The sequence below is a fragment of the Mixta sp. genome (assembly GCF_024610815.1).
In the GTDB taxonomy this organism is placed as follows: Bacteria; Pseudomonadota; Gammaproteobacteria; order Enterobacterales; family Enterobacteriaceae; genus Mixta; species Mixta calida.
This window is the reverse complement of sequence record NZ_JANION010000162.1, coordinates 1-24,894: the sequence shown is the minus strand read 5'-3', so window position 1 is coordinate 24,894 and position 24,894 is coordinate 1. Positions and strand designations below refer to the sequence as shown.

The following is a 24,894-nucleotide window of genomic DNA, read 5'->3' as shown; positions in this document are numbered from 1 at the left end:
TTCGGAAATATCTTTGTGTTCATTATTAATTCGCCTCGCGTCACATTTACGCAAAAACATAAAACGGCAAATAAATTTAGCAATTGTCATTCCCTCTCTCTTTTACAACATTAACGGGCACGGCTTAATCAAGCCCTCCGTTAAATAACGCGCTGCGGGTAGAAGGGGAGTAATAATGGCGACCTGTTCCGTATTGGGTAAAAAAGAAAAAATAGGCTACGGCCTGGGTGATATGGCCAGCGCGCTGGTCTGGCAAACGGCGACGCTGTTTCTCGCCTATTTTTATACCGACGTTTATGGGCTGCCCGCAGCGATTATGGGTACCATGTTTCTGCTGGTGCGCGCGCTGGACGCCTTCGTCGATCCCTGCATCGGCGCGCTGGTCGATCGCACCCGCACCCGCCATGGCCGCTTTCGTCCCTGGCTGCTCTGGTTCGCGGTGCCGTTTGGCGTCTGCTGCCTGATCACCTTCTACGTGCCGGACGCCGGGCCGACGGTGAAAATCATTTACGCCTGCGTTACTTACACGCTGCTGAGCCTGGTTTACTCCGCCATTAACGTGCCCTACTGCGCGATGCCCGGCGCGCTGACGCTCGCCCCACGCGAGCGCCATTCGCTCCAGTCCTGGCGATTCGGGCTGTCGTTTATCGGCGGGCTGATCGTCACGGTAATTGCGCTGCCGCTGGTGAACTGGTTGGGCGATGACAACCCGCAGAAAGGCTATTTCTATGCCATGAGCCTGATGGGCATGCTGGGCGTGGTGCTCTTTTTTTGCTGCTTCGCCATGACGCGTGAGCGTTATTATTCCGCAGCGGAAAACAGCGGTTCGATGCTGAGCGATTTAAAAACCCTGACGCGCAACAGTCAGTGGCGCATTATTTTCATCTTTAATATTTTGCTACTGACCGCGATAGTCACGCGCGGTTCCGCCACGCTCTATTACGTGAAATATGTGCTGCTGCGCCCGGAGCTGGTTTTCGCCTTTATTGTTTCCGGCATGGCGGCGGCGCTGCTGGGCGCCTTATTATCCGAACGGCTGCTGGGGAAATTCGACCGCGTGCGCGCTTACCAGTGGACGATTATCACTTTCGTGCTGCTCGGCTCGTTGATTTTCTTTTTACCGCCGGTCGCGCTCTGGTGGATATTCGGCATTAATATCGTCTTCAGCTTTATTCAGAACCTGACGACGCCGCTTCAGTGGGCCATGTTCTCCGACGTGGTGGATTATGAAGAACAGCGCAGCGGGCGGCGGCTTGACGGGCTGGTGTTCTCCACCGCGCTATTCGCCATTAAGTTCGGCCTGGCGCTCGGCGGCGCGCTGGTCGGCTGGATTCTGGCGCTGGTGGACTATCTGCCTAACCAGGCGCAGCAGTCGGCAGGCGTGCTGACCACCATCAACGCGCTTTTCACCCTGATTCCTTCGGCGCTGTTTCTCAGCATGGCGCTGCTGCTCTGCCTCTACAAACTCAGCAGCCGAAGAGTGGCTGAGATTGCCAGCGAGCTGGCGCAGAAGCGTCAGCATCACGAAGACACGCCTCCGCTTGTTTCCGCAATTCAGGAGTAATGTATGACCGCAATTTATCAGAACCCGCAGCGCCCGGTGGCGGAACGCGTCGCCGATCTGCTGGCGCGTATGACGCCGGAAGAGAAGTTCGCCCAGATGCACGCCTTCTGGCTCATCCTGTCCGCCGACGGCAACCACCGCGAACGCAGCGACCTCAGCGACAGTTTTTCCGGCGCCGGTCAGCTGAACGACCTGAACGCGCGGCTACGGCGCGGCGTTGGACAAATTACGCGCCCGCTGGGCACGCACGTAGTTGACGCGCGCGATGGCGTCAGAGCAGCCAACCGCCTGCAAAAAACGCTGATGGAGGAGACGCGGCTCGGCATCCCGGCGCTGTTCCATGAAGAGTGTCTGGTCGGCCTGCTGTGCAAGGACGCCACGCTGTTTCCGTCGCCGCTGAACTATGCCTCCACCTGGGACCCTGAGCTGATCGAGCAGGTGGCCGCGGCCATCGGCGAAGAGGCGCGATCTACTGGCTGTCGGCAGGGGCTGGCGCCGGTGCTGGACGTTTCGCGCGACGTGCGCTGGGGGCGCACTGAAGAAACCTTCGGCGAAGATCCCTGGCTGGTCGGCGTGATGGCGACCCATTTCGTCAGGGGGCTCCAGGGCGAAAAGCGCGACCTGCTGGCGACGCTGAAACACTATGTCGGCCACTCCTTCAGCGAAGGGGGACGCAACCATGCGCCGGTGCATCTCGGCTTCTGCGAGCTGAACGACACTTTCCTGCTGCCGTTTGAGATGGCGGTAAAGCTGGCCAATGCCGGTTCCGTGATGCCCGCCTATCACGACATCGATAATCAGCCTTCGCACAGCGACGCCTTCCTGCTGACCACGCTGCTGCGCGAGCGCTGGGGCTTTGACGGCATCATCGTCGCCGATTACGGCGGCGTCAGCCTGCTGCATCAGCATCACGGCGTGGCGCGCGACGCGGCGGAATCCGCTGCGCTGGCCTTTAACGCCGGGCTGGATATCGAACTGCCGAAAGATGACTGCGCGCAGCATCTGGCGCAAGCGGTCGAGCGCGGGCTGATTACGATGGAAAAAGTCGATGAGATCGTGGCGCGTCTGCTGACGGAAAAATTCCGTCTTGGACTGTTTGAACAGCCCTACGCCGATGAAAACCGCATCAGCCTGCAAAGCGAGAATGCGCGGCGGCTGGCGCGCGAGACGGCGACGCGCTCGATTACGCTGCTGGAGAATAACGGCGCGTTGCCGCTGAAGCCGGAACAGCGTGTAGCGGTGATCGGCCCGACGGCGGACGATCCGCTGGCGCTGCTCAGCGGCTACAGTTTTCCGGTACATCTGATCATCAGCGATATGCAGGACCAGGCGGCGCAGGTCACCACGCCATTGCAGGCGCTGCGCGAGGCGCTGGGCGACACGCAGGTCAGCTATGCGCGCGGCTGCCATATCATTGAAAAACGCATGGCGGGCGCGCCGGTTTTCCCCGGCGACAGCGCCGGCAAGCCGATGCAGCAGTCGCCGGTGTCGCAGGATACGTCCCTTATCGCCGAGGCGGTGGCGCTGGCGAAAAACAGCGACGTGGTGGTCGCCTGCGTTGGCGACCTGGCGGGCCTGTTCCAGAGCGGCACGGTGGGCGAAGGTTCGGATACGGACAGCCTCACGCTGCCGGGCGTGCAGCAGCAACTGCTGGCGGCGCTGGTCGCGACCGGCAAGCCGGTGGTGGTGGCGCTGACCGGCGGACGGCCTTATCACCTGAGCGGGCTGGAGGATCGCGTGGCGGCGCTGCTGATGGCCTGGGCGCCGGGGCAGGAGGGCGGCTACGCGCTGGCCGACGTGCTGACCGGCCGCGCTGAACCGACAGGCAGGCTGGTACTGTCGGTGCCGAAAAGCGCTGGCGCGATGCCCTACTACTACAACCACAAGCTGAAAAGCGGCGGCACGCCGTTCGCCTTTCATTTCGGCGCGCGCTATCCGTTCGGCTACGGCAAAACCTGGACGGAGTTTACCTACGGCCCGCTGAGCCTGGCGCAGCCGGAGACGCCGGTGGCGCAGGGCACCATTGAGGTTGCGCTGGAGATAACTAACAGCGGCCAACGCGCGGGCAGCGAGGTGGTACAGCTCTACGTGCGTGACAATGTCGCCTCGATGGTCAGGCCGGTGCAGGAATTGAAAGCCTTTCAGCGCGTCATGCTGGAGCCGGGCGAAACGGCGCGGCTAACCTTCTTCCTGCCGACCGACATGCTGAACTTCACCAGCCGGGAAGGGGAGCGCATCGTCGAGCCTGGCGAGTTTGAATTGCAGGTGGGCGCCTCCAGCGGCGATATTCGTCAGCGGACGGTAGTGACGCTAACCGGCGAGACGCGGCGGCTGCCCCAGCAGTGGCGGATGCTCAGCCACTGCGAAGTTGCGCGCGGTCGCTAGTGCGGCTAAGGGCGCTTTCACCGTTTCCACCCGCGTCGGGATGCCGAGGTTCGGCGCGGATATCGGTGAAAGCGCCCGCTACTGCACCAGATGATGACTGATGGCGTACTTTACAATCTCGGCGTTGGTGGTGAACTTCATCTTCTTCATCAGCCGCGATTTATAGGTGCTGACGGTTTTATTGCTGATCACCAGCGCGTCGGCGATGGCGTTGATGCTTTCGCCGTGCGCCAGCATGATCATAATTTGCCGCTCGCGCATCGTCAGGTTCTCATGCGGCGGTCGGTCGCCGCTCTGGTACTGCGAAAAGACAATCTCCTGCGCCAGCTCGTGATCGATATAGCGTGAGCCGCGCGCCACCTGGCGGATCGCCGCCAGCAGCGCCTCCGGGTTTTTATCTTTGGTGATATAGCCCAGCGCGCCGCAGTAGAGCACGCGGCGGGCGATCTGCGGCTCGTTATACATGCTCAGCACCAGGATGCGCAGCGCCGGATATTGCAGAGTGATGCGGTTGATCAGATCCTCACCGCTGATGCCGGGCATAGAGATATCCAGCAGCAGCAGATCCACGCCGCCTTCGCGCAGCCGTTCCAGCACCTGGCCGCCGTCGGCTGCCTCGCCCACCACCTTAATGCCGTCGTCCAGCAGGAAAATCTGCTTCAGTCCCTCGCGCATAATGGCGTGGTCGTCAGCGATCATCAGGCGAATTGCTTGTGTCATCGGTTACTCACTTATTTTTCTTCGTAAACAGCGTGCGGGAGAGGACCGGCGGCCGGTGGGGGAAGCTCAGCTGTACGCGTGTGCCTTCGCCGGGCTTGCTGTCGATCACCACCTCGCCGTTCAGCATTGCCGCCCGCTCCACCATGCCCGGCAGCCCCCAGGCGTTAGGGCGCACGCGGCGCATATCGAAACCTTTACCGTTATCGACCACATCAATGCGCAGCCTGTCGCCATCCTGCTTCATAAAGAGATAGACGCTGGTGGCCCCGGCGTGGCGCTGCACGTTGGTCAGCGACTCCTGCACCACGCGAAAGGCGGCGGTGACGCACTCGTCGCTAAGGCGGAGATCTTTCCCGTGAGGCGGCACAAAGATACAGCGGGTCGTATTATGCTTGTTGAACTCGTCGCGCAGCCACTCCAGCGCCGGCACCAGGCCGAGATTCAGCATATTGGGCCGTAGACGGGTGGAAACGTCGCGCACCACCTGAATGGTACCGTCGACCAGCTGCATCAGATTATCCACCTGCTGATGCACCGCGTCGCCCGCTTCCGGCGACTGCATGCGGATCAGCGACAGTCCGACGCGCAGCGACGTCAAATGCTGCCCCAGCTCATCGTGGATCTCATGAGCGAGGTGTTTGCGCTCCGCTTCGCGCTGCGCCTCCTGGTTGCGCGCCAGCAGGCGCAGCTGCTGATGCGCCTCGCGCAGCTCCTCTTCCGCCAGCCGGATGGCGGTAATATCGCGCCCGACCGTCAGCACGCTCTCCAGCTCTCCGTGCAGATCGAACTCCGGCACGCTGCGCACATGCAGGATGCGTTTGCGATCGCCGTGGTTCAGCGTCAGCTCGCCCTCCGCCTGCTCGCCGCTCGCCAGGCTGTGCGACACCAGCCGCAGCAGCGCCATGCCCGCCTCGTGGTGCGGCACCGCTTCGGTCAGCTGCCAGCGGTAAATATCCTGTTCCTGGCCGTCAAACCATTTCAGCACCGGCGGGTTGACGTAAACGCAGCGCAGCGACAGATCGAAGCGCGCGATCATATCCGGCGAGTTCTCCACCAGGGCGCGGAACTGCTTCTCGCGTAGCTGCTGGATCGCCTCTTTTTGTTTCAGCTCGCGCACGTCGCGCACCACGCACAGCGCATGCGGCACGCCGCCGTGCAGGTAGAGACTGGAGCTGACCTGAACGGAGATCGGCTCGCCCCGGCGCGGAGTATGCTGTGAGGTAAAGGTGATCCCTTCCGGTCGCATCGTCAGCTTCCACCACAGCGCCGCCACGTCATCATCTTTGAGTTCATGATCGAGCGCGGCGAAACTGATCTGCATCAGCGCGCGCTGGGAAAAGCCCATTAATTTGCATGCCTTTTCGTTGACATATTTTATCCGCAGCGCCCGGTCCACTAAATAAATCGCATCGTGAATACGATTTAACGCAATAGAGGAAAGGGTATCGGATGGCGTCAGCGCAGGATTAAGATAATCGGAATAATTCTGCAATCGCGGCTCTCCAGATCGGGTCTCATTCATGCGCGTAACAGGAAACTTCGCGCGATGCTAATAAAATAAACTTCCCTGTTGCCTTTCCGCTTTTCAATACAACCTCAGAATAATCTCAGGCGTAAACGCGGCTTTTTAATGTTTCTCTGGCGCGGGAAAGACGGGAGCGTACGGTGCCCACCGGAATATTAAGCTGCTGCGCCACATCCTGATAGCTGCCGTCATGACCAACCAGAATCGACAGCATGGTTTTTAGATCCTCCGGCAACGTTTCGATAGAGGCGAGGGTAGCGCCTAAAACCCGTTCATTTTCCGTGATATCGCTCGGATCGCTGTCATAAAGCATACCGGTAAGAATCTCATCGTTGAGCGTATCAAATAAAAAGCGACCCTGCTGATTTTTATAGTAATTACGGATCAGATTAATTGCGATGCCGAACATCCAGGTTTCCGGGCGCGAGGCGCCGATAAATTTATGACAGTTGCGCAGCACTTCCAGACAGGTCATCTGGGCAATATCTTCCACATCCTCATAGTTCGCCACGCGTTTGCGAATGAAATTCAGTAATTTCTTATTATTTTTCTTGAAAACATCAGACCAGTCGATATTGACGGCAACGGCTTCTACGGTTATTGGCTGGCTGGCAAGAGTGGTCATCATCTTATTTTCTCCAGAGGAATCAAAAGTGATTGCCTCATGGCTATAGCAAGCGCTGTGCCAGCAAAAATTAACGAACTAACAGCTTGTTTTTATTATTTACGCGCAACTCATCCAGGATATATCTGAGAAAAAAACGGCAAAACCGCTTTTATTTGCTGTGCCATTTTTTACACAAGTTTCGCTGATTAATTATTACCTGCCGGTGAGGTTTTTTATTTCATCTTTTTTTGGAACCTGGCGCGCGGCGAGCCCACTTAACCGGGGTCAACCTGATGAGGAACGGGCGATGCTGAAGCCAAACCTGCCGCTAATGCCGCACCCTTTTAAAGCCCTGATGAAAGCCGCCGACAGTGGGCCGAACAAAAGCGCCGAGCGGGCGGAGCAAAGCGTGGCCGATACCAGCGCCAACGACATGAAAGAAGAGGTGGGGCTGATGTTTTCCGAGCGCGCCGAAAGCCAGAAAAAGGCCGAGCAGCGCCGTCAGCAGCAGCATGGGCTGCGCCATCGGCAGCAGGCGGGCAAAGTGCAGCTGCACAAGCTCTACGCCATGCTCGACTCCGGCGATCCGTCGCGGCGCGAAGCGCATCTGAGCCAGCTGCGTGACACGCTGAAGCGCAAACCGCCGGCGGATACCGATGAACTGCTGTCGCAGCTGGATAACGATCCGGCGCGCTGCGATCTGCTGCTGCGCGTGATGGAGCGCGAGGCGCGCGATCAGGGCGACAACGCGCTGTGCGAAACCATTAGCCGCCATCTGGAGACGCTGCAAACCCAGCACGGCGAACGCCTGCGCGCCGGGCTGAACACCGCCGCGGCGTTTGCGGAATACAGCGCGCACCCGCAGCAGCGTCAGACGCTGCGCAATCTCTATTACGACAGCATCGTGCATCAGCAGTCGGCGCTGGCGATGGTCGATCTGCTGCTGGCGCACACCGATCCGACGCAGTTCGTCTCCGGGCTGCGCACGCTGCAACGGGCGCTGGCCGACGATATCGCCGCGCTCGCCTCCTCGATCAGCACCGGCGCGCTGCGTCATATCCAGAACGGCCTGGCCGAGGCGCGTCAGGTGGGGCACACGCTGGAAGAGAGCCAGAAAATGCTGGACCGCATGGCGGGCAAGATGACGCTGCACGCCATCGGCGCGACGGAACTGACGCGCCGCCTGTTGCATTTCAGCCATCACGGCGCCTGGCAACAGGATCTGCAACAGCTGGGCGAAGACGTGGTGGCCAACGCCAGCCCGCGCCAGCTGTCGATGTTTTTCAACGCGGTGTTGCCGTTGGTGCGCAGCCTGCCGCTGGCGCTGTGGAAAGTGAAAGACGGACGCAAAACCGCACTGACGCTGCTGGCGAACCACAGCGCGGCGCTGCTGGACAACGAACGTAAACAGGCGCATCGCGCCTGGAGCAAGCGGTAAGAGAGACGTGAGATGAACAGCCTGTTTTTAATCCTGAATAAAATCGCCATCAGCGCCATGCAGCGCTCTGAGATCGTCGGGGCCGCCTTCGCGCTGGCGCTGGTGTTTATGCTGATCATTCCGCTGCCGTTGCCGCTGATCGATACCCTGATCGCGCTCAATATCTGCCTCTCTTCGCTGTTGATCGTGCTGGCAATGTACCTGCCGAAACCGCTGGCGTTCTCCACCTTTCCGGCGGTGCTGCTGCTCACCACCATGTTCCGCCTGGCACTGTCTATTTCGGTCACGCGCCAGATTCTGATCCAGCAGGACGCCGGGCATATTGTCGAGGCGTTCGGCAGCTTCGTGGTAGGCGGCAACCTGGCGGTGGGGATGGTGATGTTCCTGATCCTGACCGTGGTCAACTTCCTGGTGATCACCAAAGGATCGGAGCGCGTGGCGGAAGTGGCGGCGCGCTTTACCCTCGACGCGATGCCGGGCAAGCAGATGTCGATCGACAGCGATCTGCGCGCCGGGCTGATCGACGTGCATCAGGCGAAGTCGCGTCGCAGCGATCTGGCGAAAGAGAGCCAACTGTTCGGCGCGATGGACGGCGCGATGAAGTTTGTAAAGGGCGACGCCATCGCCGCGCTGGTGATCCTGTTTATCAACCTGATCGGCGGTATCAGCATCGGCGTGTTACAGGTCGGGATGTCGGCGGGCGAAGCGATGCACGTCTTCTCGATCCTTACCATCGGCGACGGGCTGATCGCCCAGATCCCCGCGCTGCTGATCTCGCTGACGGCGGGAATGATCATCACCCGCGTCTCCTCAGACGCCGACACGATCGACGCGCCGAATATCGGCCGCGAGATCGCCGAGCAGCTTACCAGCCAGCCGAAGGCCTGGATCCTCGCCTCGATGGGAATGCTGGGCTTCGCGCTGGTGCCGGGAATGCCGGGAATGGTCTTTACCCTGCTGGCGCTGATTACCCTCAGCAGCGGCGGCTTTCAGGTATGGCGCGCGCGTCATACGCTGCGCCTTGCCCAGCCGCAGATGGAAAACGAAGTGATCCCGCCGGAGCTGAACGGTCGTGAAGATCTGCGCCAGTTCAACCCGACGCGCCCCTATCTGATCCAGTTCCCGACCGTCTGTCGCGGCAAAGCGGAAACCCTCGATCTGGTGCAGGAGATCCGCCGCCTGCGCAACCGCATCGTCTACCACTTCGGCTTTACCCTGCCGGCGTTCGATATCGAATTCAGCGACCGGCTGGAGGCGGACGAGTTCCGCTTCTCGGTCTATGAGATCCCGAAAGTCATGGGCACCTTTAACACCGGCTGCGTGGCGGTGGAGGCGCGCTGGCTGGAGAGCCTCAGCGCGCAGGAGCAGCAGGCGCTGAGCGCATCCGCAGAATCGACCGCCGTCGCCGCGCCCGCCGCAGGCCAGGAGGCGGCGCAGGCGGAAGCCGCGCCGCTCAAACCGGCGTTGGGCCAGGCGCTGCGTCAGGAAGCGGACTATCTCTGGCTGCCCGCCGACCATCCGCTGCTGGAAAATGAAGCGGTGGCGCGCTGGACCGCCGCCGAGCTGCTGCTGAAGCGCATGGAGAACGCCATTCATGCCAGCAGCCCGCACTTTATCGGCCTGCAAGAGACGCGCGCGCTGATGGGCTGGCTGGAGAGCGAACAGCCGGAACTGGCGCAGGAGCTGCAACGCGTCATGCCGCTGGCGCGCTTCTCCAGCGTGCTGCAAAAGCTGGTGGCGGAACGTATTCCGCTGCGTTCGGTGCGCGCCATCGCCGAAGCGCTGATCGAACATGGCCAGCACGAGCGCGACGTCTTTTTGCTTACCGAGCAGGTGCGTATCACCCTGAAAACCCATCTGTGCCATCAGTACAGCCAGGCGGACGGCATTCACGCCTGGCTGCTGGCGCCGGAGCTGGAAGAGGCGTTGCGCGACAGCCTGCGTCAGACGCAAAACGACATCTTCTTCGCGCTCAGCCAGGAACAAATTCAGTCGGTGCATCAGCAGGTGCGCCGCGCCTTCACCACCGGCAACGAACGGCAGTCGGTGCTGCTGGCGGCGCAGGATCTGCGCGGCCCGCTGCGCGCGCTGATCGCCGAATCTTTCCATCAGGTGCCGGTGCTGTCGTTCGCTGAACTGGAACCGGCGCTGGCGGTGCATGTGCTTGGCCGCCTGGAAGCCGATCCCGCCTTTTATTCACTCACCAGCTGGGAGGGAGAATAATGTTTGAACTGCGCGTGCTGTCCGGCCTGCATTGCGGCGCCGCTTTACCGCTCAGCGGCGATCTCTGGCAGATCGGCGCCTCGCCGCAGGCGGATCTGCTGCTGAGCGATGAAAGCGCCGCCGACAGCGAACGCTGGCTGCGCCGTCATGAAAAAAAATGGTGGCTGGCGCAGCAGGCGGAAGCCGAAGAGGGCGAACCGGTCACGCCGGAGGAGCCGTTTGTGCTGGGCGGCGTCTGGCTCTGCGTCGCGCAGGCCAGCACGCCGTGGCACGAGGCGGCGGCGCTGCCCGCCAGCGCGTTCGTCGCTCCGGCCGCCGCGCCGGAAGCGCCTGTGGCGCGCGCGTCCGGTACGCCGCGCTGGATGCGCGGCGTACTGTTCGGCCTGCTGCTGCTGTTCAGCTTTACCGTGGTGAGCTGGATATTACAGCCGACGGTGGCGCAGCCCGCCGCGGAGAGTTCGCGTCCGGCGTGGGGCACGGTAGAGGATCTGCGCGCGCCGTTGCAGATTATGCTGCGCGAGCGCGATCTGGCGAACAACGTTCAGATATCCCGTCAGGGCGAGCGTCTGCTGCTGAGCGGCACGCTGAACAAAGCGCAGATGAGCGTCTTCAACCGCATGATGACGCGCTTCTATGCGCGTTACAGCGCCAGCGCGCCGGTAAAAAGCGCGGTGCGTCCGCTGGAGAAAAAGCTGCCGTTTCGCATTGTGCAGATCGCCACCGGCGCGCGCGCCAATATCGTCACCGACGAGGGCGATCGGCTGTTTATCGGCGATCAGATCGGCGATCTGCGGCTGGTGGCGATCACTGACGATCGCGTGGAGTTCAGCGGCCGCGATCCGATTACGGTGAAATGGTGATGCGCGCGGATCTCGACAGCTGGTTCAGCCAGCAGCAGCAGCGCCTGCGCCAGCCCGACGCGGTCAGCGTCTGCGGCCGCATCACCGGCATCAGCGGCATTCTGCTGGAGTGCAGCCTGCCGCGCGCGCGCATCGGCGATCTCTGCCGCATCGAACGCGACGGCGACAGCGTGATGGCGGAAGTGGTGGGCTTCAATCCGCAGCATACCCTGCTGTCGGCGCTCGGCCCGCTGGACGGCATCGCCCAGGGCGCACGCGTGACGCCGCTCTATCTGCCGCACAGCATCTGCGTCTCCGATGCGCTGCTCGGCTGCGTGCTGGACGGCTTCGGCCGCCCGATAGATGGGCAGGGCGTCGGCGCCTTCGCGCTGCCGGGCGAGGCGGAACATACAATTCCGGTGCTGGGCGACGCGCCGCCGCCCACCGCGCGCCCGCGTATTTCGACGCCTCTGCCGACCGGCGTGCGCGCCATCGACGGCATGCTGACCATCGGCGTCGGCCAGCGTGTCGGCGTTTTCGCTGGCGCGGGCTGCGGCAAAACCACGCTGCTGGCGGAACTGGCGCGCAACGCCCCCTGCGACGTCATCGTCTTTGGGTTGATCGGCGAACGCGGCCGCGAGCTGCGCGAATTCCTCGATCACGAGCTGGACGAGGCGCTGCGCAGCCGCACGGTGCTGATCTGCTCCACCTCCGATCGCAGCAGCATGGAACGCGCCCGCGCCGCCTTTACCGCCACCGCCATCGCCGAAGCCTTCCGCGAGCAGGGCAAAAGCGTGCTGCTGATCCTCGATTCCCTGACCCGTTTCGCCCGCGCCCAGCGCGAAATCGGCCTGGCGCTCGGCGAGCCGCCCGGACGCGGCGGCCTGCCGCCCTCGGTCTACACCTTACTGCCCGGCCTGCTGGAGCGCGCGGGGCAGACGCAGAGCGGCGCGATCACCGCGCTCTATTCGGTGCTGATTGAGGCGGACTCGATGAACGATCCGGTCGCTGACGAGGTGCGTTCGCTGATCGACGGCCATATCGTGCTGTCGCGCCGCCTGGCGGAGCGCGGCCACTATCCGGCGATTGACGTGCTGACCAGCCTCAGCCGCACCATGAGCAACGTGGTGACGCGCGAACAGATGCGCGACGCGACCCAGCTGCGCCGCATGATGGCCGCCTGGCAGCAGGTGGAGATGCTGATCCGCCTCGGCGAATATCAGCCCGGCCACGACGCGATGACCGACGCCGCCGTCAACGCGCAGCCCGATATCAACGGCTATCTGCGCCAGGCGACGCGCGAGCCCAGCGAGTGGCAGCAGACGTTGCAGCATCTTTCGGAGGTAAGCGCCCATGCGCCGGAAAATTAATCTGCCTGACGAACTGCCCGCCGGGGAGAGCGGCGAAAACCTGCGCGAGGCGTTCGCGCTGCTGCTGCCGATCCGCCGTCAGCGTTTGCGCCGCAGCGAACGTCAACAGCGCCAGCATGAACAGCGGCTGGCGCAGCTGCAAAGCGCGCAGCGCGACGCCGAACGGCAGCTGACGCAGCGGCGGGCGGCGTATCAGACGCTGCGCGACGGTTTTGACGGGGCGCATCTTGGACATCAGCCGCTGACCGAATTACAGCGTGGGCTGCAACAGGAGCAGCGCGCCGCCGACGCGATGCAGCGCCAGCGTCAGATCTTAAGCGACTGCGCCGTGCAGTGCGACACGCAGAGCGCCCGGCTGGCGGCGGCGCGCGCGGAAACCCAGCAGCGCCAGCGCGAGCTGGAGAAACTGGAAATGCTGATGCAGGAGATGCCGTCATGAATCCTTTTATCACCGAGCGTCCCGCCACGAAGCTGCGCCCTGAACCGGAGCGGCGCGAACCACGCGCGCAGGCGGAAGATCGTCCACGCGCCGCGCCGCAGCCGACGCGTCCGAAGCCCGCTCAGCCGCAGCCCGCCAATGCGCAGCCGAAACCGCAGCCGCGCGGCGCGGAGCGCGGCCGCAGCGAACGTAGCCCTACCAGCGCCCAGAGCGGGGCGGCGAAACGCGGCGAACAGCCGGAAAGCGCCTGCCCGGACGGCATGCTGTTCAGCGCCCTGCTGGATACATCGCCAGCGCCACTGCCGCTCTCCATCGGCGTAACGGAACTCCCGACCCAGCCGCGCTTTGCGCCGCCCGCCGCTTCGGGCGCATCGGGCGCGGCGCCGATGGCACTCTGGCAGCCGCTGGAGGCGGAGCTGGGCCGCGTGGTCGATCGCCAGCCGGACGGCCCGGTCGCCATGACGCTGCTGCTGCCGCGTCTCGGCGAGGTGGACGCGCGTATGCAGCCGCTGACCGCTGGCGGCTGGGATATTGCGCTGCGTTTCTCCCCGTCGGCGCTGGGCGCGCTGGAGGCGCATCAGGAGCGCTGCCGTCAGGCGCTGCGCCGCCGCATGGCCTGTCGCGTGCGCCTGCGTTTTGAACAGCGGGGGCAGGCATGAAACGGATTTCGCTGCCGCGCCTGAATGCGGAGGAGGCGCGGCTGCGCCAGCGTATCGGCGCCGGTCAGTGCTTCCCTTATCAGCTGAATGACGACGCAGGCGCGCTGACGCTGCGCCTGACCAGCGCCGCCCCAGCCAGCGACGCGCTGGCGCTGCGTTGCGACGGCGGCCCGCTGTGGATTGGCGAGGCGGAAAGCGTGCTGGCGCTGCTCTCCGACTGTCCTGCGCTGCCGTACGCTGAAGCGGCGCTGACGCCCTGGTACTGGCCGCTGTTCAACCAGGCGATCAGCCCGCAGATCGCCACGCTGCTCGGCGAGCTGGCGCCTGACGATGTCGCCGCGTCCGCCGCGCCCTTGACGCTGCGGCTGACGCTGACGCTGGGCGACCTGCGCGCGCAGGGCAGCCTGACCGCCCCGATCGCCACGATCAACGCTCTGCTGGATAAGCCGGGCTGGCAGCCGGTGAACACGGCGCTGCCCGACGCGCTGCCGCTGGGTTTCCCGTTGATCCTGGGGGGGCTGACCCTGAGCGTCGCGCAGCTCACGCGGCTGCGGCCTGAGGATGTGCTGCTGCCCACGCGTGCCAGCTTCTCCCCTGACGGCGAAGGCAGGGTGCGGCTTGGCGGCCTGCAACTGAGCGGCACGCTGAATGGCGAGGCGGACCGCGCCTTTTTTACTCTTTCTGACCTGGAGATCCCCTCTGTGACATTTCCCTACGATAACGATGATACGACCCCTGTTGAGCACTCTGAAGAGGAATGGCAGGACGAACCGACGTCGGAGGCCGCGGCGTTTGACGCGCTGCCGCTGGCGCTGACGGTGCGCTGCGGCCAGCTGCGCCTGACGCTGGGCGAGCTGCAACGACTGAACCGCGGGGCGACGGTGATGGTGGATAACGTGCAGCCGGGCGAAGCGCTGCTCTGTCACGGCGATTTCCCGCTGGCGAAAGGCGAGCTGGTGGATGTGGAAGGGCGGCTGGGGCTACAAATCACCCATATGCTGCCGGGCAGCGTCAACCCCCTGAGCCACGGCAGGTAAGCGATGACGGAGATGCAGTCGCTTAACCCGATGATGCTGGCGCTGTTCCTCGGCGCGCTTTCGCTGGTGCCGATGTTGATGATTATCTGTACCTGTTTTCTGAAGATTTCGATGGTGCTGATGCTGACGCGCAACGCGATGGGCGTGCAGCAGGTGCCGCCTAACATGGCGCTTTACGGCATCGCGCTGGCCGCGACGCTGTTCGTGATGGCGCCCGTGTTCAACGATATCAGCCAGCGCGTGCAGGCGATGCCGCTCGATTTCAGCAATATGGAGCGGCTGGAATATACCTTCGGCAACGGCGCGGAGCCGCTGAGAAACTTTATGTCGCACAACACCGACCCCGATATTCTGGTGCATTTACAGGAGAACGGCGCGCGCATGTGGCCGAAAGAGATGGCGCAGAGCATCACGCCGCAGAGCCCGCTGCTGATTATTCCCGCCTTCGTGCTGTCGGAGCTGCAAAACGGCTTCAAAATCGGCTTTCTGATTTTTATTCCGTTCCTGGTGGTCGATCTCATCGTTTCCAACGTGCTGCTGGCGCTGGGGATGCAGATGGTGTCGCCGATGACCGTTTCGCTACCGCTGAAAATCCTGCTGTTTGTGCTGGTCAGCGGCTGGACGCGGCTGCTGGACGGCCTGTTCTACAGCTATCTGTGAGGCGGCGATGGAGATATTGACCTTTTTTCGCCAGGCGATGCTGCTGGTGGTGCTGCTCTCCGCGCCGCCGCTGATCGTCGCGGTGCTGGTGGGGATTGTGATTTCGCTGGTGCAGGCGGCGATGCAGTTGCAGGACCAGACGCTGCCGTTCTGCCTGAAGCTGGTGGCGGTCGGCATGACGCTGGTGCTGACCGGACGCTGGGTTGGCGTGGAGCTGATTCAGCTGACGCAAAACGCCTTCGCCATGATGTCGCGGGTGGGCAGCTGATGCTGTGGAGCGACGCGCTCGACCAGCTGTTCAACGCGCTGCTGGCGCTGCTGCTCGGTATGGCGCGCATTTTCCCCTGTCTGCTGCTGACGCCGATTTTCTCCTTTTCCGCCATTAAAGGGGTGCTGCGCACCGCGATCGTGGCGGCGCTGGCGCTGTTTATCGCGCCGCTGCTTTACCACGATATGCTCGGCGCTTCGCTGTCGCTGGTCGCTTATGCCGGGCTGGCGATCAAAGAGCTGATCCTCGGCACATTGATCGGCCTGATCCTCGGACTGCCGTTCTGGATGTATGAATCGGTGGGCGCGCTGTTCGACAACCAGCGCGGCGCGCTGATGGGCGGGCAGATCAACCCGCAGCTGGGGCCGGACGCCACGCCGCTGGGCTACCTGATGAAGCAGGTAATCATCCTGCTGCTGATCGTCGGGCCGGGCCTGAACGCGGCGACGCAGCTGATCTGGGACAGCTACCGCATCTGGCCGCCGCTGACCTGGCTGCCGCCGCTGAGCGCGCAGGGCTGGGAAGTGTGGCTGGGGCTGCTGAAGGAGACCTTCGTCAGTATGGTGCTCTACGCCGGTCCGCTGGTAGGGCTGCTGCTGCTGCTTGATTTCGCCGTCGGCATCATCAGCATTTACAGTCCGCAGATCCAGGCGACGGTGCTGGCGATCCCGCTGAAATGTCTGCTCGGCCTGCTGTTTTTCGTGCTTTATCTGCCGCTGCTCAACCACCTCGCCGGCGAACGGCTGTTTGAGCTGCGCGATCTGAGCCATCTGCTTCCCCATCTGTTTGATACAAAAGGCGCGGCACATGAGTGAAAAAACGGAAGACGCGACCCCGCAAAAATTGCAGGAGTCGCGCAAAAAAGGGCAGGTCAGCCAGAGCCAGGATATTCCCAAATTGCTGATTTCGATTAGCATTCTGGAAGCGATTTTCGCGCTGGTGGACAGCGGCATGCAGCGCATGGAATCGATGATCATGCTGCCGCTGATGCGTATCGGCCAGCCGTTCGGCCACGCGATGGAGGAGGTGGTGACCGACTCGCTGATGGTGCTGCTGCTGTTTTCCACCCTTGTCGGCGCAATCGCCATGCTGCTGCGCATTGTTGGCGGCTGGCTGCAATTCGGCCCGCTGTTCGCCGTGGAGGCGATGATGCCGAAGCTGGAAAGCCTGAACCCGGTGAACCACTTTAAAAATATGTTTTCGGCGCGGCAGTTCACCCAGCTGCTGACCAGCATTATCAAGGCGACGGTCATCGGCGTCGTACTGTGGTTCGCGCTGGAGCCGGAGATCGGCAATCTGGCGCGGCTGGCGCAGACCGATCTCAACACTTTCTGGCACGGCGTGCTGTCGCTGTTTATCAAGGCGGCGCGCCAGGTGCTGATGGCGCTGCTGGCGATGAGCGCGCTCGATTTCGGCCTGCAAAAATATTTCTACCTTAAGCAGCAGCGTATGAGCCACGAGGATATTCGCAACGAATATAAGCAGAGCGAAGGCGACCCGCATATGAAAGGGCACCGCCGCCAGGTGGCGCACGAAATCCTGAACGAAGCGCCCAGGGCGCCGCGTCAGGTGGCGGTGGAGGAAGCGGACGTGCTGCTGGTCAACCCGACCCATTTTGCCGTCGGGCTTTACTATCGTCCGGGGGAAACGCCGCTGCCGCGCCTGCTGTTTAAGGCCAGCGACGACGACGCGCACTATCTGATCGAGCAGGCGCAGCGCGCGCGCATTCCGGTGATCCGCTATATCTGGCTGGCGCGCACGCTTTATCGCACCACGCCGGAGGGCGGCTGGATCCCGCGCGAAACGCTGAAGGCGGTGGCGCAGGTTTATCGCCTGCTGCGCGAGCTGGAGGATCACTATATGGATGAGGTGATTGAAATGGAGGATGAATAACGTGAGCCAGCTGTTTAATGCTGACAGCTTTGCTGGCGCAGGCGCGGCCGCTTCCCTGAACCAGCCTGTTTCATCCGTGTATCGATACGCCTGACGGCCCGTCTGTGCGACAGGCCGTCGCTCAGGCTAAGCGGCCGTCTCCGCCGTTTCCGCCAGGCGCGTCAGCAGCGTCGGCATAAAGCCCCGGATCTGCTCTCCCTGCTCGATAAAGGCGTTCACCAGCGTGGTGAAGCGCGGCGCATCCAGCTGCTCCAGCGGCTGCTGACAGCAGAGCCGCAGCGTCAGCTGCGCATCCAGCGCCAGCCAGCAGCCGCGCATCGCCTCCATCTCAAAATTCATTGCCAGCAGCGCGCGCCACATGGCTGGATCGTCCGCCATCTCCTCTGGCGGCATAATACGGCAGTGCAGCAGCAGGTTCTCGCCCGGCGGCAGCTCCATCACCACCAGCTCCTGTTGCTGCGCGTCCAGCAGGGCGCAGACGCCGTTCTCCAGCGTCAGTTCAGTATTCAGCGTGCGGCCATAGTGATCCAACAGGCGCTGTAAAAGGATATTGCTCATGTGTGGCTCCCGTTAACTTTTCAGTACCCGACCGTTCTGTTGCGCGACGCCCAACGGAACGGCCAGCTGTTCGGTGCTGCGCTTCGCCAGCTCGCCTTCCAGCGTGTAAGAGAGCGGGCTTTGCTGATCGCGGCCATAGCTAAAGCTGATTTTCCCCAGGTTGCGGCTTTTGGCGATCGATACGCTGCTGCCGCCGCCCAGCAGAAACATCGGCGTGGCGACGCCGTCGCTTTTGCTTTTGCTTTCGGTAAAGGCGATCGACTTGATGCGCATATCGCTACGCGTTTGCAGGCGCTTCTCCAGTTCGTCGCGGCTGATGCGTCCGGCAAGCCAGTCGGCGTTCAGGCGCTCTTTCATTTCATCCTTCGGCTCCAGCGTCACTACCGCCTGGGTATCGCTGGAAAGCTGCATCTGCTGAAGCAGCCCGCTGAGATGCGTATCGTTCGCCATCATCGCGCGGATGCGGTTGGCATTGCTCAGCTCATGGTTGGACTCCGTTTCATGGCTGAAGAGATCGCCTATCCAGTGCAGCAGGCCGTTGCCGTTGATTTTGGCGAGGTTGTTATAGGTGGATTGATATTCCGCGCTGCCCGGCAGCGGCACGCGCTGGGTCAGCGCCTCACGCTGCTGGCGCAGCTTCACCAACTCGCGAATAGCGCCATACTGCGCGTTGTTGGTGACCTTGCCCTGCGCTTCGTGCTGGCCGAAAAAGGTCAGCAGCGCATCAAGCTTCTCATCGGGCGTTTTTGCCGTTTTATCGCTTTTCGCGTCGGGATCTTTCAGCGACGCCATCAGCTGCGCCGTGGCGCGATCGGTAAAGGCTTTCGACAGGCTTTCGGTCAGCTTATCGATATGGGTGCCCGCCAACCGCTGCGGCTGCGCCAGTTCCAGGCTCAGCGCCTGTTTGGTGCGGTTATCGAAGCTAAAGCGCACCCCCGCGCCGGTGATGGCGGAGATCGGCTGGCGCGCCTGATCGGTGCGGTTAGTCACACCGGTGGGCGACATAAAGCGTGCGTCGGCGCTGCCCTGGTTAAAAAAGCGCGCGCGGTTATCGCTGCGGGTATGTTTGTTGCTGCTGGCGTTGCCGTTGTTGTTGCGCTCGCGCGATGCCGCCGCGATGTTGGCGCCGACCGAAACGCCGCCGCCGACGCGCGTCATGGCGATGTGCTCCTTCTCGTTTTTATTGGTCATCGGTACGCCGATGCTGGCCTGCGCCGCGCCGTTGGTGTCGAGGCTGGCAGTCCAGGTGCTGCCGTTTTTCACCTTATGGTCGTTGCCGCGATCCAGCAGCTCCAGCGGATCGATCTGGTCGCTGGCCAGGCGGCTGAGGAAGCTGTTCAGCTCGTTCTCGCCCAGGCTGAAGGTAACGCTGTTCTGCGCCTGACGTTGCAGATTCGCGGACGCCGCGACGCCCAGCCTGACCACCGGCGAAGCGGTGTGGCTGTCGTTTTTACCGAAGCTGACGTCGTTGGGGTCGACATGGCCGGTCAACACGTTGTAGCCCAGCGCGGTAAAGGGCGCGATGCCGCCAGAACCGTTGCGTCCCACGGTCACCGTCAGGCCATCTTCGCCGCGCGTAAAGGCGAGGCTGTAACCGCGATCGGCGTTGACGCGCGCGCCCGTCACGTTAAGCGTCTGGCTGCCCGGCAGCACCATGGAGGAGGCGAAGGCGCCGTAGCCGCTGTTAAACGTCAGACTCTCGCCGTTGCTCAGGGATTTCAGCTCTTTCTCGACGTTCTCAATCAGCTGCGCCTGGTTCGGCGCGTTAAACAGGGTGCGCGAGGTGAGGTTAAGGCCGTGGTGCGGCTTGCTGAAGGCGTTGGTCATCTTCCTGATGGCGTCATAGCTCGCCTCCACCTGCTGAAGATTGGCGAAGCCCTGGTCGGTGAGCTTTTTCACCGTATTGCCGCCCCAGGTCTCGTCGCGCAGCTTGCGGATATTCTTTTGCAGCTCGGCGCGCGCGGTCTCCTGGCTGTCGCCGAACGCCAGGCTGCGCTCATAAATATCGATCGCGCTGTGCAGGCCCTGCTGCGTCATCGCATCCAGAAACAGCCGCGACTTCACCAGCCCCAGCTCATCGCCGCTGTCGCGCACCGGCTTTTCGACGTTGGGCTTAAGGTGATCGATCGTCAACCGGCTCTTTTGCATGCCGGTCACCACGTTCTGCGCCGCCGTCGTGTGTGCCGAAGGGTGGTTGGCAATCATCTGATGCAGCGTGCCGACCATGCGGGTGTCGCGCTGGCGTGAACTGCTGAGATGGCCGCCATGCGTGTGTTTAAGCCTGGCTGCGTCGGTATTGATCTGGTTATTCTCGTTAAGCACGCCGTAATGCTGACCCACCGCGCGGCTTCGCAGCATCAGACTGTGTCCCAGATCTTCGGCGAAGGCGTTGATCTCTTCATGCAGCGCCGGATCGCGGGTATGAATATTCAGCTTTTGCAGGCGCTGCTCCAGCGGCGGTTTGCGCTGCGTGGTATGGGTATGCTGCGCAGTGATATCGTGCGCGATCTGGTTCTGCGCCTGATAGAGCGGCGACAGTCCCTCATGGCCTTTAAAGCGCTGCTTCACTTCATGGTTAAGGTTTTTCAGCGGACGCGGGCAGAGGCCGCCGGAGGTGCGCAGTACGAACGCCTCCATACGTTTTCTGAACGGGTTGTTCACTTTCGTCGTGTCGTTGCCGGTGCTGCCGAACAGATCGATCTCCCGCTTCCAACTGACGTGGGTACCGGGAATGCGTCCCGTTTTGCTCGCGTCGCCCAGCCGACCGAAGGTTTCGGCGGAGCTGTTGTTTTGGTGCGCGCTCAGCGCCTGCTGGCGGTTAACCGGCTGCCAGGCGCCCGCCTCCAGACGCGCGGCGTTGCCGTTGCTGTCCGCCGCCATCAGGCGACCTTTTTCGTCGGTATGCAGGCTGGCCAGCGTGCCGAGGTTCGGCGGCGCGCTTACCGGCTGCCAGCCGTTGCCGCCATTGCTCTGCCACTGCTTGCTGTCCAGCATAAACAGTTGACCGCCGCCGGTCAGGCCGAACAGCTTATTGTGTTCGTTGACCACTATATCTTTCAGCTGTGCCTGCTTCGCCGCGTCGCCGGTCAGCCCCTGCGTGGCGGGCAGCCCGACGGAGGTCAGCGTCTGCGTCGGCAGACGATCGCGGCGCTGGCCCGGCGACGTCTGGTGCAGCTTCACTTCGCCGCTCTCATTCAGCGACAGCAGACGCCCGTTGCCCAGCGGGGCGATAGTCTGCGTTTTGCTCTCTTTGCCCAGTCCGTGCACTGCCAGATCCGCTTTGACGCTGTTTTTCACCTGGGTCAGCTGGAACAGGTTGTTGTGATAGAGGGTTTTATTGCCCGCCTGATTGATTTTCAACGGCTTCGCTTCGCCATCTTCCACCTTCATCGGCATGCCGTCGCTGCCACGCACCAGGCGGTCGGCTTTCTCCGAGGTCGGCTCCCAGCGCTGCGACGTCGAATCGTAAAAGTGCACGTTGCCGTCCATCAGCGCCAGCTTGCCGAGACGTCCGCAATCCACCACCGCGTGCGGCAGCGGTTCGCTGCGCCGCAGGCCCTTCTGGTAATCCATCACCATGCTTTCGCTCAGGTTCCAGCCCGGCGTCACGCCGTTGGCGTCGAGCTGGCAGCTGTGTTCATTGTCCATGCGGTCTTTGACCGTCGCATGCAGACGGCCCTGGCCGTCGCTGTGCAGTGCGGCGATCTGCGCTCCCGCGCCAAACGCCGCCTGCACTGCCTGGTTGCGCGGATCTTCGCTGAAGTTGATTTCGCTGGCGCCTGCGGCGGGCGGCGCGGCGCTGAACAGCTTGCCGTCGGGATCGACCGCCAGAATCTGGCCGCCGTGCAGCGCGATGGCGCCGAGGTGAAAATCGCTCTGCTGGCCGTTTACGCTCTGCTTCATCGCCAGCTTCGGACTTTGCCAGTCATGGGTGGTGATGCTGTTCAACAGCCGTAGGTGCTGCGCGTGCGTCTTTTTATCTTTTAATACCACCGCCATTTCACCCTGCGAACCGGCGCTAAAGGCGGCGATTTTGTCATCGAACATCAGGCTTTTTTGCTGGCTGCTGAGGTTGTGCAGACGCTTGTCGCCCTGAATCGCATAGAGCTGGTTATCGCCCTGGCGGCTGAGCTTATCGAAGGTTTTTTCATCGACGCCGTGCGTCGGCTCCCAGCGCTGGCTGCTTTCATCGAACCGGTGGAGGCGCTTCTCATGCAGGCGCAGATGCTCGGTCTGGGCGCCGTCGGCGCGCTGGTGGCTGAAGATGCCGGTCAGCATGCTCTGCACCGCCTGATCGGGCAGCGGACGATGCTCGCGCACGCCGTTGTGAAGCAGCGCGATGCGCTGGCCCGCGCGGTCCATGCGGGGCTGTTGTTCCGGCGCAACGGGCTTGCTGTGCGCGATGGCGGTAAAGGCGAGCGGCGAATCCTGTACGTTCAGCAGGCGGCCGCTGTGATCGAGCAGCACGTGCTGATGCTGGCCGTTATTGGCGTGCCAGCGGTAGCGCTGGTCGGTTTTCCCCAGCGTCTGTTCCAGCAGCGGCGCGAGCGCGGGAGAGGCGTTGATGTTCAGGCGTTCGCCGTTCAGCGACAGGTTGTTCAGCAGCCCGTTCAGCGGCGTCGCCGCGCCCGACGGCGGCTGGCTTTCGGGAGAAGGGCGCTCCATCCGCTGACGCTGCGCCTGCTTCGCCGCCAGCGTGGTTTTTTCATCCGCGCTGAGGGCGGCGGCGTGGCGCTCCGAGATCTGATCGACCAGTTGCAGCATAGTGTTGCTCCAGTCGGCCAGCGACGCGGCGGTGTCCGTAACGGAAGCGGTTCTGCCGGAATGCGGTTCGGCGAGCGCGGAAAGCGAATGGCGGCGCGCCGGTGCGGCAGGACGAGGCGTTTCGCCGCTTCCGCTGAGGGAGTGTCGGCGCGCCGGCGGCGGCTTTACCGGCCTGCCGTCAACCGGCGTCGCGTTGGCCTCGCCGGTGGAGTGCCGTCGCCGCAGCGCCGGGCCGTTGTCCGCCTGCTGAGCGGCATGTGGGGTTTCCGCGCCGCTCACTGAATGACGGCGCGCGGGCGGCGCATTGACCGGCCAGGCATCGACCGGCGTCGCATTGGCGTCGCCGGTGGAGTGGCGGCGCTGCAATGCCGCTCCGCCTTCCGTCTGCTGGCCGCCGCGCGGCAGCTGCGGCTCCGAATGCTGACGGCGCAGCGAGGAAGCGGCGCCCGGCTGCTGGCGGGCAGAAGCGGGCGCCCGCGCCGCGCCCTGAAGTAAATTGCTGCTGCTGCGCTGCGTGGCGCGCGCCGAGCCCTGGGCGACAGCGGATGAGACGCTGCTGCGGGCGCTCATGGCGCTCACGCCGCGCGCGGCGGCGGCGCCAGCGATAACAGGGGGAAAAGCCATTTAACCTCCTCGGCGAATAAACAGATAACGATGCGGACGCGTCGAACCGATCCCTGAGTGGCTTATGCGGTGAGGCGGTTCCAAAAAAAGCGCGGACAGCAAGAAAAATGGAGCGCGGCAGAGAGCGTAAAAAGCAGGAAAGCGGGCGAGCAAAACGCCGAAGCGGGTTTTGCTCGCCTGGAGAGATCAGGGATGCACCTGAACCTGCGTGTAGTCATACGGGCCGTTGCGCAGCTCCGGCTGCCACCAGATAGTGAGCTGTTGCAGATTGGACTGCGGACGACAGCGCATATCCTGACAGCCCGACGGCGCTTTCGGCGCGCAGGCGCTCAGCAGCAGAGTCGTCAGAACGGTTAACGCGAGTTTACGTAGCATAGCGATCCTTAACGTAACAGACGGCCGGCGCTGACGCCGCCGGAGGATGAGAGCAGCGAGACGCGGCCCGGACGGGCGGCGGCGCCGGGTTCAAAAGCGACGTAGACCTCGGCGGATTCGCCGGGACGCAGCTGGGCGCGCGGCCAGACAGCGACCGCCAGCGTGCGGTCGCTGCGGCAGCTCGCTTCGTCGAAGCGGCGGGTCACGTTGCTGTTATTGGTCACCACGCCGACGGCAATCTGCACCGAGTTGTTGTGGTACCACTGATGACGACGATAGTCGTTGAACAGGCCGCCCGGCAGGCGACAGAGCGCGCTCAGCGTTTCGCCGCTGCCGCCGGTCGAAAAGCCGGTCGGCACGCGGTTTTCCGCCAGGTCGCGCAGCGCCGTCTCCACCAGGCTTTTCATATCGGTATATTTATGACGGCGGTTGACGTCGCCCATCGCTTCATTCAGCTGCGTGCGGTTCTCATCGGCGATGTAGCGCGAAGGATCGACCTGATCGCCCACCAGGTGCGGGGTGATGATAAACAGCCGTTCGCGCTGCGACGTTTCATGGCGGGTGGAGGTGAACAGCTTGCCGATCAGCGGAATGCTGCCGAGGATCGGCACGCGACGCTCGCGATCGCCGCTCTGCTTGGTGTGGAAGCCGCCCATCACCAGCGAGCGCCGCTCCTGCACCAGCGCCTGGGTGCTGATCACGCCGTTGCTGGTGCCTTCCGCTTCGCCGTCATCGTTTTTCTCCAGCTTGCCGTCTTCGACGTCGACAATCAGCTGCACCGACGACTGGCTGCTGCCGATGGCGCGCGGCGTGACGCGCAGGCTGGTGCCAGCGGTGACCGCCTGAATATCGGCAACCCGTTCGCCGACGGCGCGGATAAAAGCGGTGTCGCTGAAGTCGATCACCGCGGGCTGATTCTCCAGCGTCATGATCGACGGATTGGCGA

Annotated in this window: 20 protein-coding genes; 13 read left to right on the top strand and 7 right to left on the bottom strand. The window is 62.9% G+C overall.

Annotated features, from left to right (window positions below; all coding sequences use genetic code 11):
• Nucleotides 1-175 precede the first annotated feature (175 nt).
• Both MYY08_RS12325 and MYY08_RS12320 read left to right on the top strand, forming a co-directional pair.
• The gene (locus MYY08_RS12325; protein WP_288014398.1) at nucleotides 176-1,564 is read left to right on the top strand and encodes an MFS transporter; all 1,389 of its coding nucleotides are present in this window, start codon (nucleotides 176-178) and stop codon (nucleotides 1,562-1,564) included.
• 3 nt (nucleotides 1,565-1,567) lie between these two features.
• Nucleotides 1,568-3,949, top strand: a complete 2,382-nt coding sequence (locus MYY08_RS12320; protein WP_038628631.1) for a glycoside hydrolase family 3 N-terminal domain-containing protein — start codon at nucleotides 1,568-1,570, stop codon at nucleotides 3,947-3,949.
• Nucleotides 3,950-4,027: 78 nt separating this feature from the next.
• Here the strand turns inward: MYY08_RS12320 and MYY08_RS12315 are convergent, their stop codons facing one another.
• From MYY08_RS12315 to MYY08_RS12305, 3 genes are all read right to left on the bottom strand, one after another.
• A complete protein-coding gene (locus MYY08_RS12315; RefSeq protein ID WP_084971144.1) occupies nucleotides 4,028-4,669 on the bottom strand; it encodes a response regulator in 642 nt (213 codons plus the stop codon).
• Between the two features lie 7 nt (nucleotides 4,670-4,676).
• Nucleotides 4,677-6,161, bottom strand: coding sequence for a PAS domain-containing sensor histidine kinase (locus tag MYY08_RS12310; RefSeq protein WP_052133960.1), 1,485 nt, complete (start codon nucleotides 6,159-6,161; stop codon nucleotides 4,677-4,679).
• A gap of 115 nt (nucleotides 6,162-6,276) precedes the next feature.
• The gene (locus tag MYY08_RS12305) at nucleotides 6,277-6,822 is read right to left on the bottom strand and encodes an RNA polymerase sigma factor (protein ID WP_103790867.1); all 546 of its coding nucleotides are present in this window, start codon (nucleotides 6,820-6,822) and stop codon (nucleotides 6,277-6,279) included.
• A gap of 286 nt (nucleotides 6,823-7,108) precedes the next feature.
• Between MYY08_RS12305 and sctW the strand changes: the two genes are divergently transcribed.
• From sctW to sctU, 11 genes are read left to right on the top strand one after another with little or no spacing between them, the layout of a single operon-like run.
• Complete coding sequence (gene sctW, locus MYY08_RS12300) at nucleotides 7,109-8,239, top strand: type III secretion system gatekeeper subunit SctW (RefSeq protein WP_288014394.1); 1,131 nt, start codon at nucleotides 7,109-7,111, stop codon at nucleotides 8,237-8,239.
• Between the two features lie 12 nt (nucleotides 8,240-8,251).
• Nucleotides 8,252-10,462 (top strand): FHIPEP family type III secretion protein, encoded by a 2,211-nt coding sequence (locus MYY08_RS12295; protein ID WP_038628627.1) that lies wholly within the window; start codon nucleotides 8,252-8,254, stop codon nucleotides 10,460-10,462.
• Complete coding sequence (locus MYY08_RS12290; protein WP_288014392.1) at nucleotides 10,462-11,322, top strand: FHA domain-containing protein; 861 nt, start codon at nucleotides 10,462-10,464, stop codon at nucleotides 11,320-11,322. Before MYY08_RS12295 ends, MYY08_RS12290 begins: the two co-directional genes overlap by 1 nt.
• A complete protein-coding gene (gene sctN, locus MYY08_RS12285) occupies nucleotides 11,316-12,671 on the top strand; it encodes a type III secretion system ATPase SctN (protein ID WP_038628623.1) in 1,356 nt (451 codons plus the stop codon). Before MYY08_RS12290 ends, sctN begins: the two co-directional genes overlap by 7 nt.
• Nucleotides 12,655-13,110, top strand: coding sequence for a hypothetical protein (locus MYY08_RS12280; protein ID WP_052133958.1), 456 nt, complete (start codon nucleotides 12,655-12,657; stop codon nucleotides 13,108-13,110). The genes sctN and MYY08_RS12280 overlap by 17 nt, the downstream gene beginning before the upstream one ends.
• Nucleotides 13,107-13,769 carry a type III secretion system HrpP C-terminal domain-containing protein gene (locus tag MYY08_RS12275; RefSeq protein WP_052133957.1) on the top strand — a complete coding sequence of 221 codons (663 nt, stop codon included), beginning with the start codon at nucleotides 13,107-13,109 and terminating at the stop codon, nucleotides 13,767-13,769. Before MYY08_RS12280 ends, MYY08_RS12275 begins: the two co-directional genes overlap by 4 nt.
• Complete coding sequence (locus MYY08_RS12270) at nucleotides 13,766-14,806, top strand: FliM/FliN family flagellar motor switch protein (RefSeq protein WP_038628620.1); 1,041 nt, start codon at nucleotides 13,766-13,768, stop codon at nucleotides 14,804-14,806. The genes MYY08_RS12275 and MYY08_RS12270 overlap by 4 nt, the downstream gene beginning before the upstream one ends.
• Nucleotides 14,807-14,809: 3 nt before the next feature.
• Nucleotides 14,810-15,466: a type III secretion system export apparatus subunit SctR gene (gene sctR / locus MYY08_RS12265; RefSeq protein ID WP_038628618.1), complete on the top strand. Its 657-nt coding sequence runs from the start codon at nucleotides 14,810-14,812 to the stop codon at nucleotides 15,464-15,466.
• 7 nt (nucleotides 15,467-15,473) lie between these two features.
• A complete protein-coding gene (gene sctS / locus MYY08_RS12260; protein ID WP_038628616.1) occupies nucleotides 15,474-15,734 on the top strand; it encodes a type III secretion system export apparatus subunit SctS in 261 nt (86 codons plus the stop codon).
• Nucleotides 15,734-16,549, top strand: coding sequence for a type III secretion system export apparatus subunit SctT (gene sctT / locus MYY08_RS12255; protein ID WP_038628614.1), 816 nt, complete (start codon nucleotides 15,734-15,736; stop codon nucleotides 16,547-16,549). Before sctS ends, sctT begins: the two co-directional genes overlap by 1 nt.
• Nucleotides 16,542-17,627: a type III secretion system export apparatus subunit SctU gene (gene sctU / locus MYY08_RS12250; protein WP_190296468.1), complete on the top strand. Its 1,086-nt coding sequence runs from the start codon at nucleotides 16,542-16,544 to the stop codon at nucleotides 17,625-17,627. Before sctT ends, sctU begins: the two co-directional genes overlap by 8 nt.
• A 126-nt stretch (nucleotides 17,628-17,753) precedes the next feature.
• Here the strand turns inward: sctU and MYY08_RS12245 are convergent, their stop codons facing one another.
• From MYY08_RS12245 to MYY08_RS12230, 4 genes are all read right to left on the bottom strand, one after another.
• The gene (locus MYY08_RS12245) at nucleotides 17,754-18,185 is read right to left on the bottom strand and encodes a type III secretion system chaperone (protein WP_038628609.1); all 432 of its coding nucleotides are present in this window, start codon (nucleotides 18,183-18,185) and stop codon (nucleotides 17,754-17,756) included.
• 12 nt (nucleotides 18,186-18,197) lie between these two features.
• Nucleotides 18,198-23,573 carry an AvrE-family type 3 secretion system effector gene (locus tag MYY08_RS12240; RefSeq protein ID WP_288014385.1) on the bottom strand — a complete coding sequence of 1,792 codons (5,376 nt, stop codon included), beginning with the start codon at nucleotides 23,571-23,573 and terminating at the stop codon, nucleotides 18,198-18,200.
• Nucleotides 23,574-23,759: 186 nt separating this feature from the next.
• Entirely contained in the window at nucleotides 23,760-23,948 is a 189-nt protein-coding gene (gene hrpT / locus MYY08_RS12235; RefSeq protein ID WP_038628605.1) for an HrpT family type III secretion system protein, read from the bottom strand.
• An 8-nt stretch (nucleotides 23,949-23,956) separates the two neighbouring features.
• Nucleotides 23,957-24,894 (bottom strand): secretin GspD/PilQ domain-containing protein (locus MYY08_RS12230; RefSeq protein ID WP_288014383.1); only part of this gene is annotated, 938 nt, incomplete at its 5' end.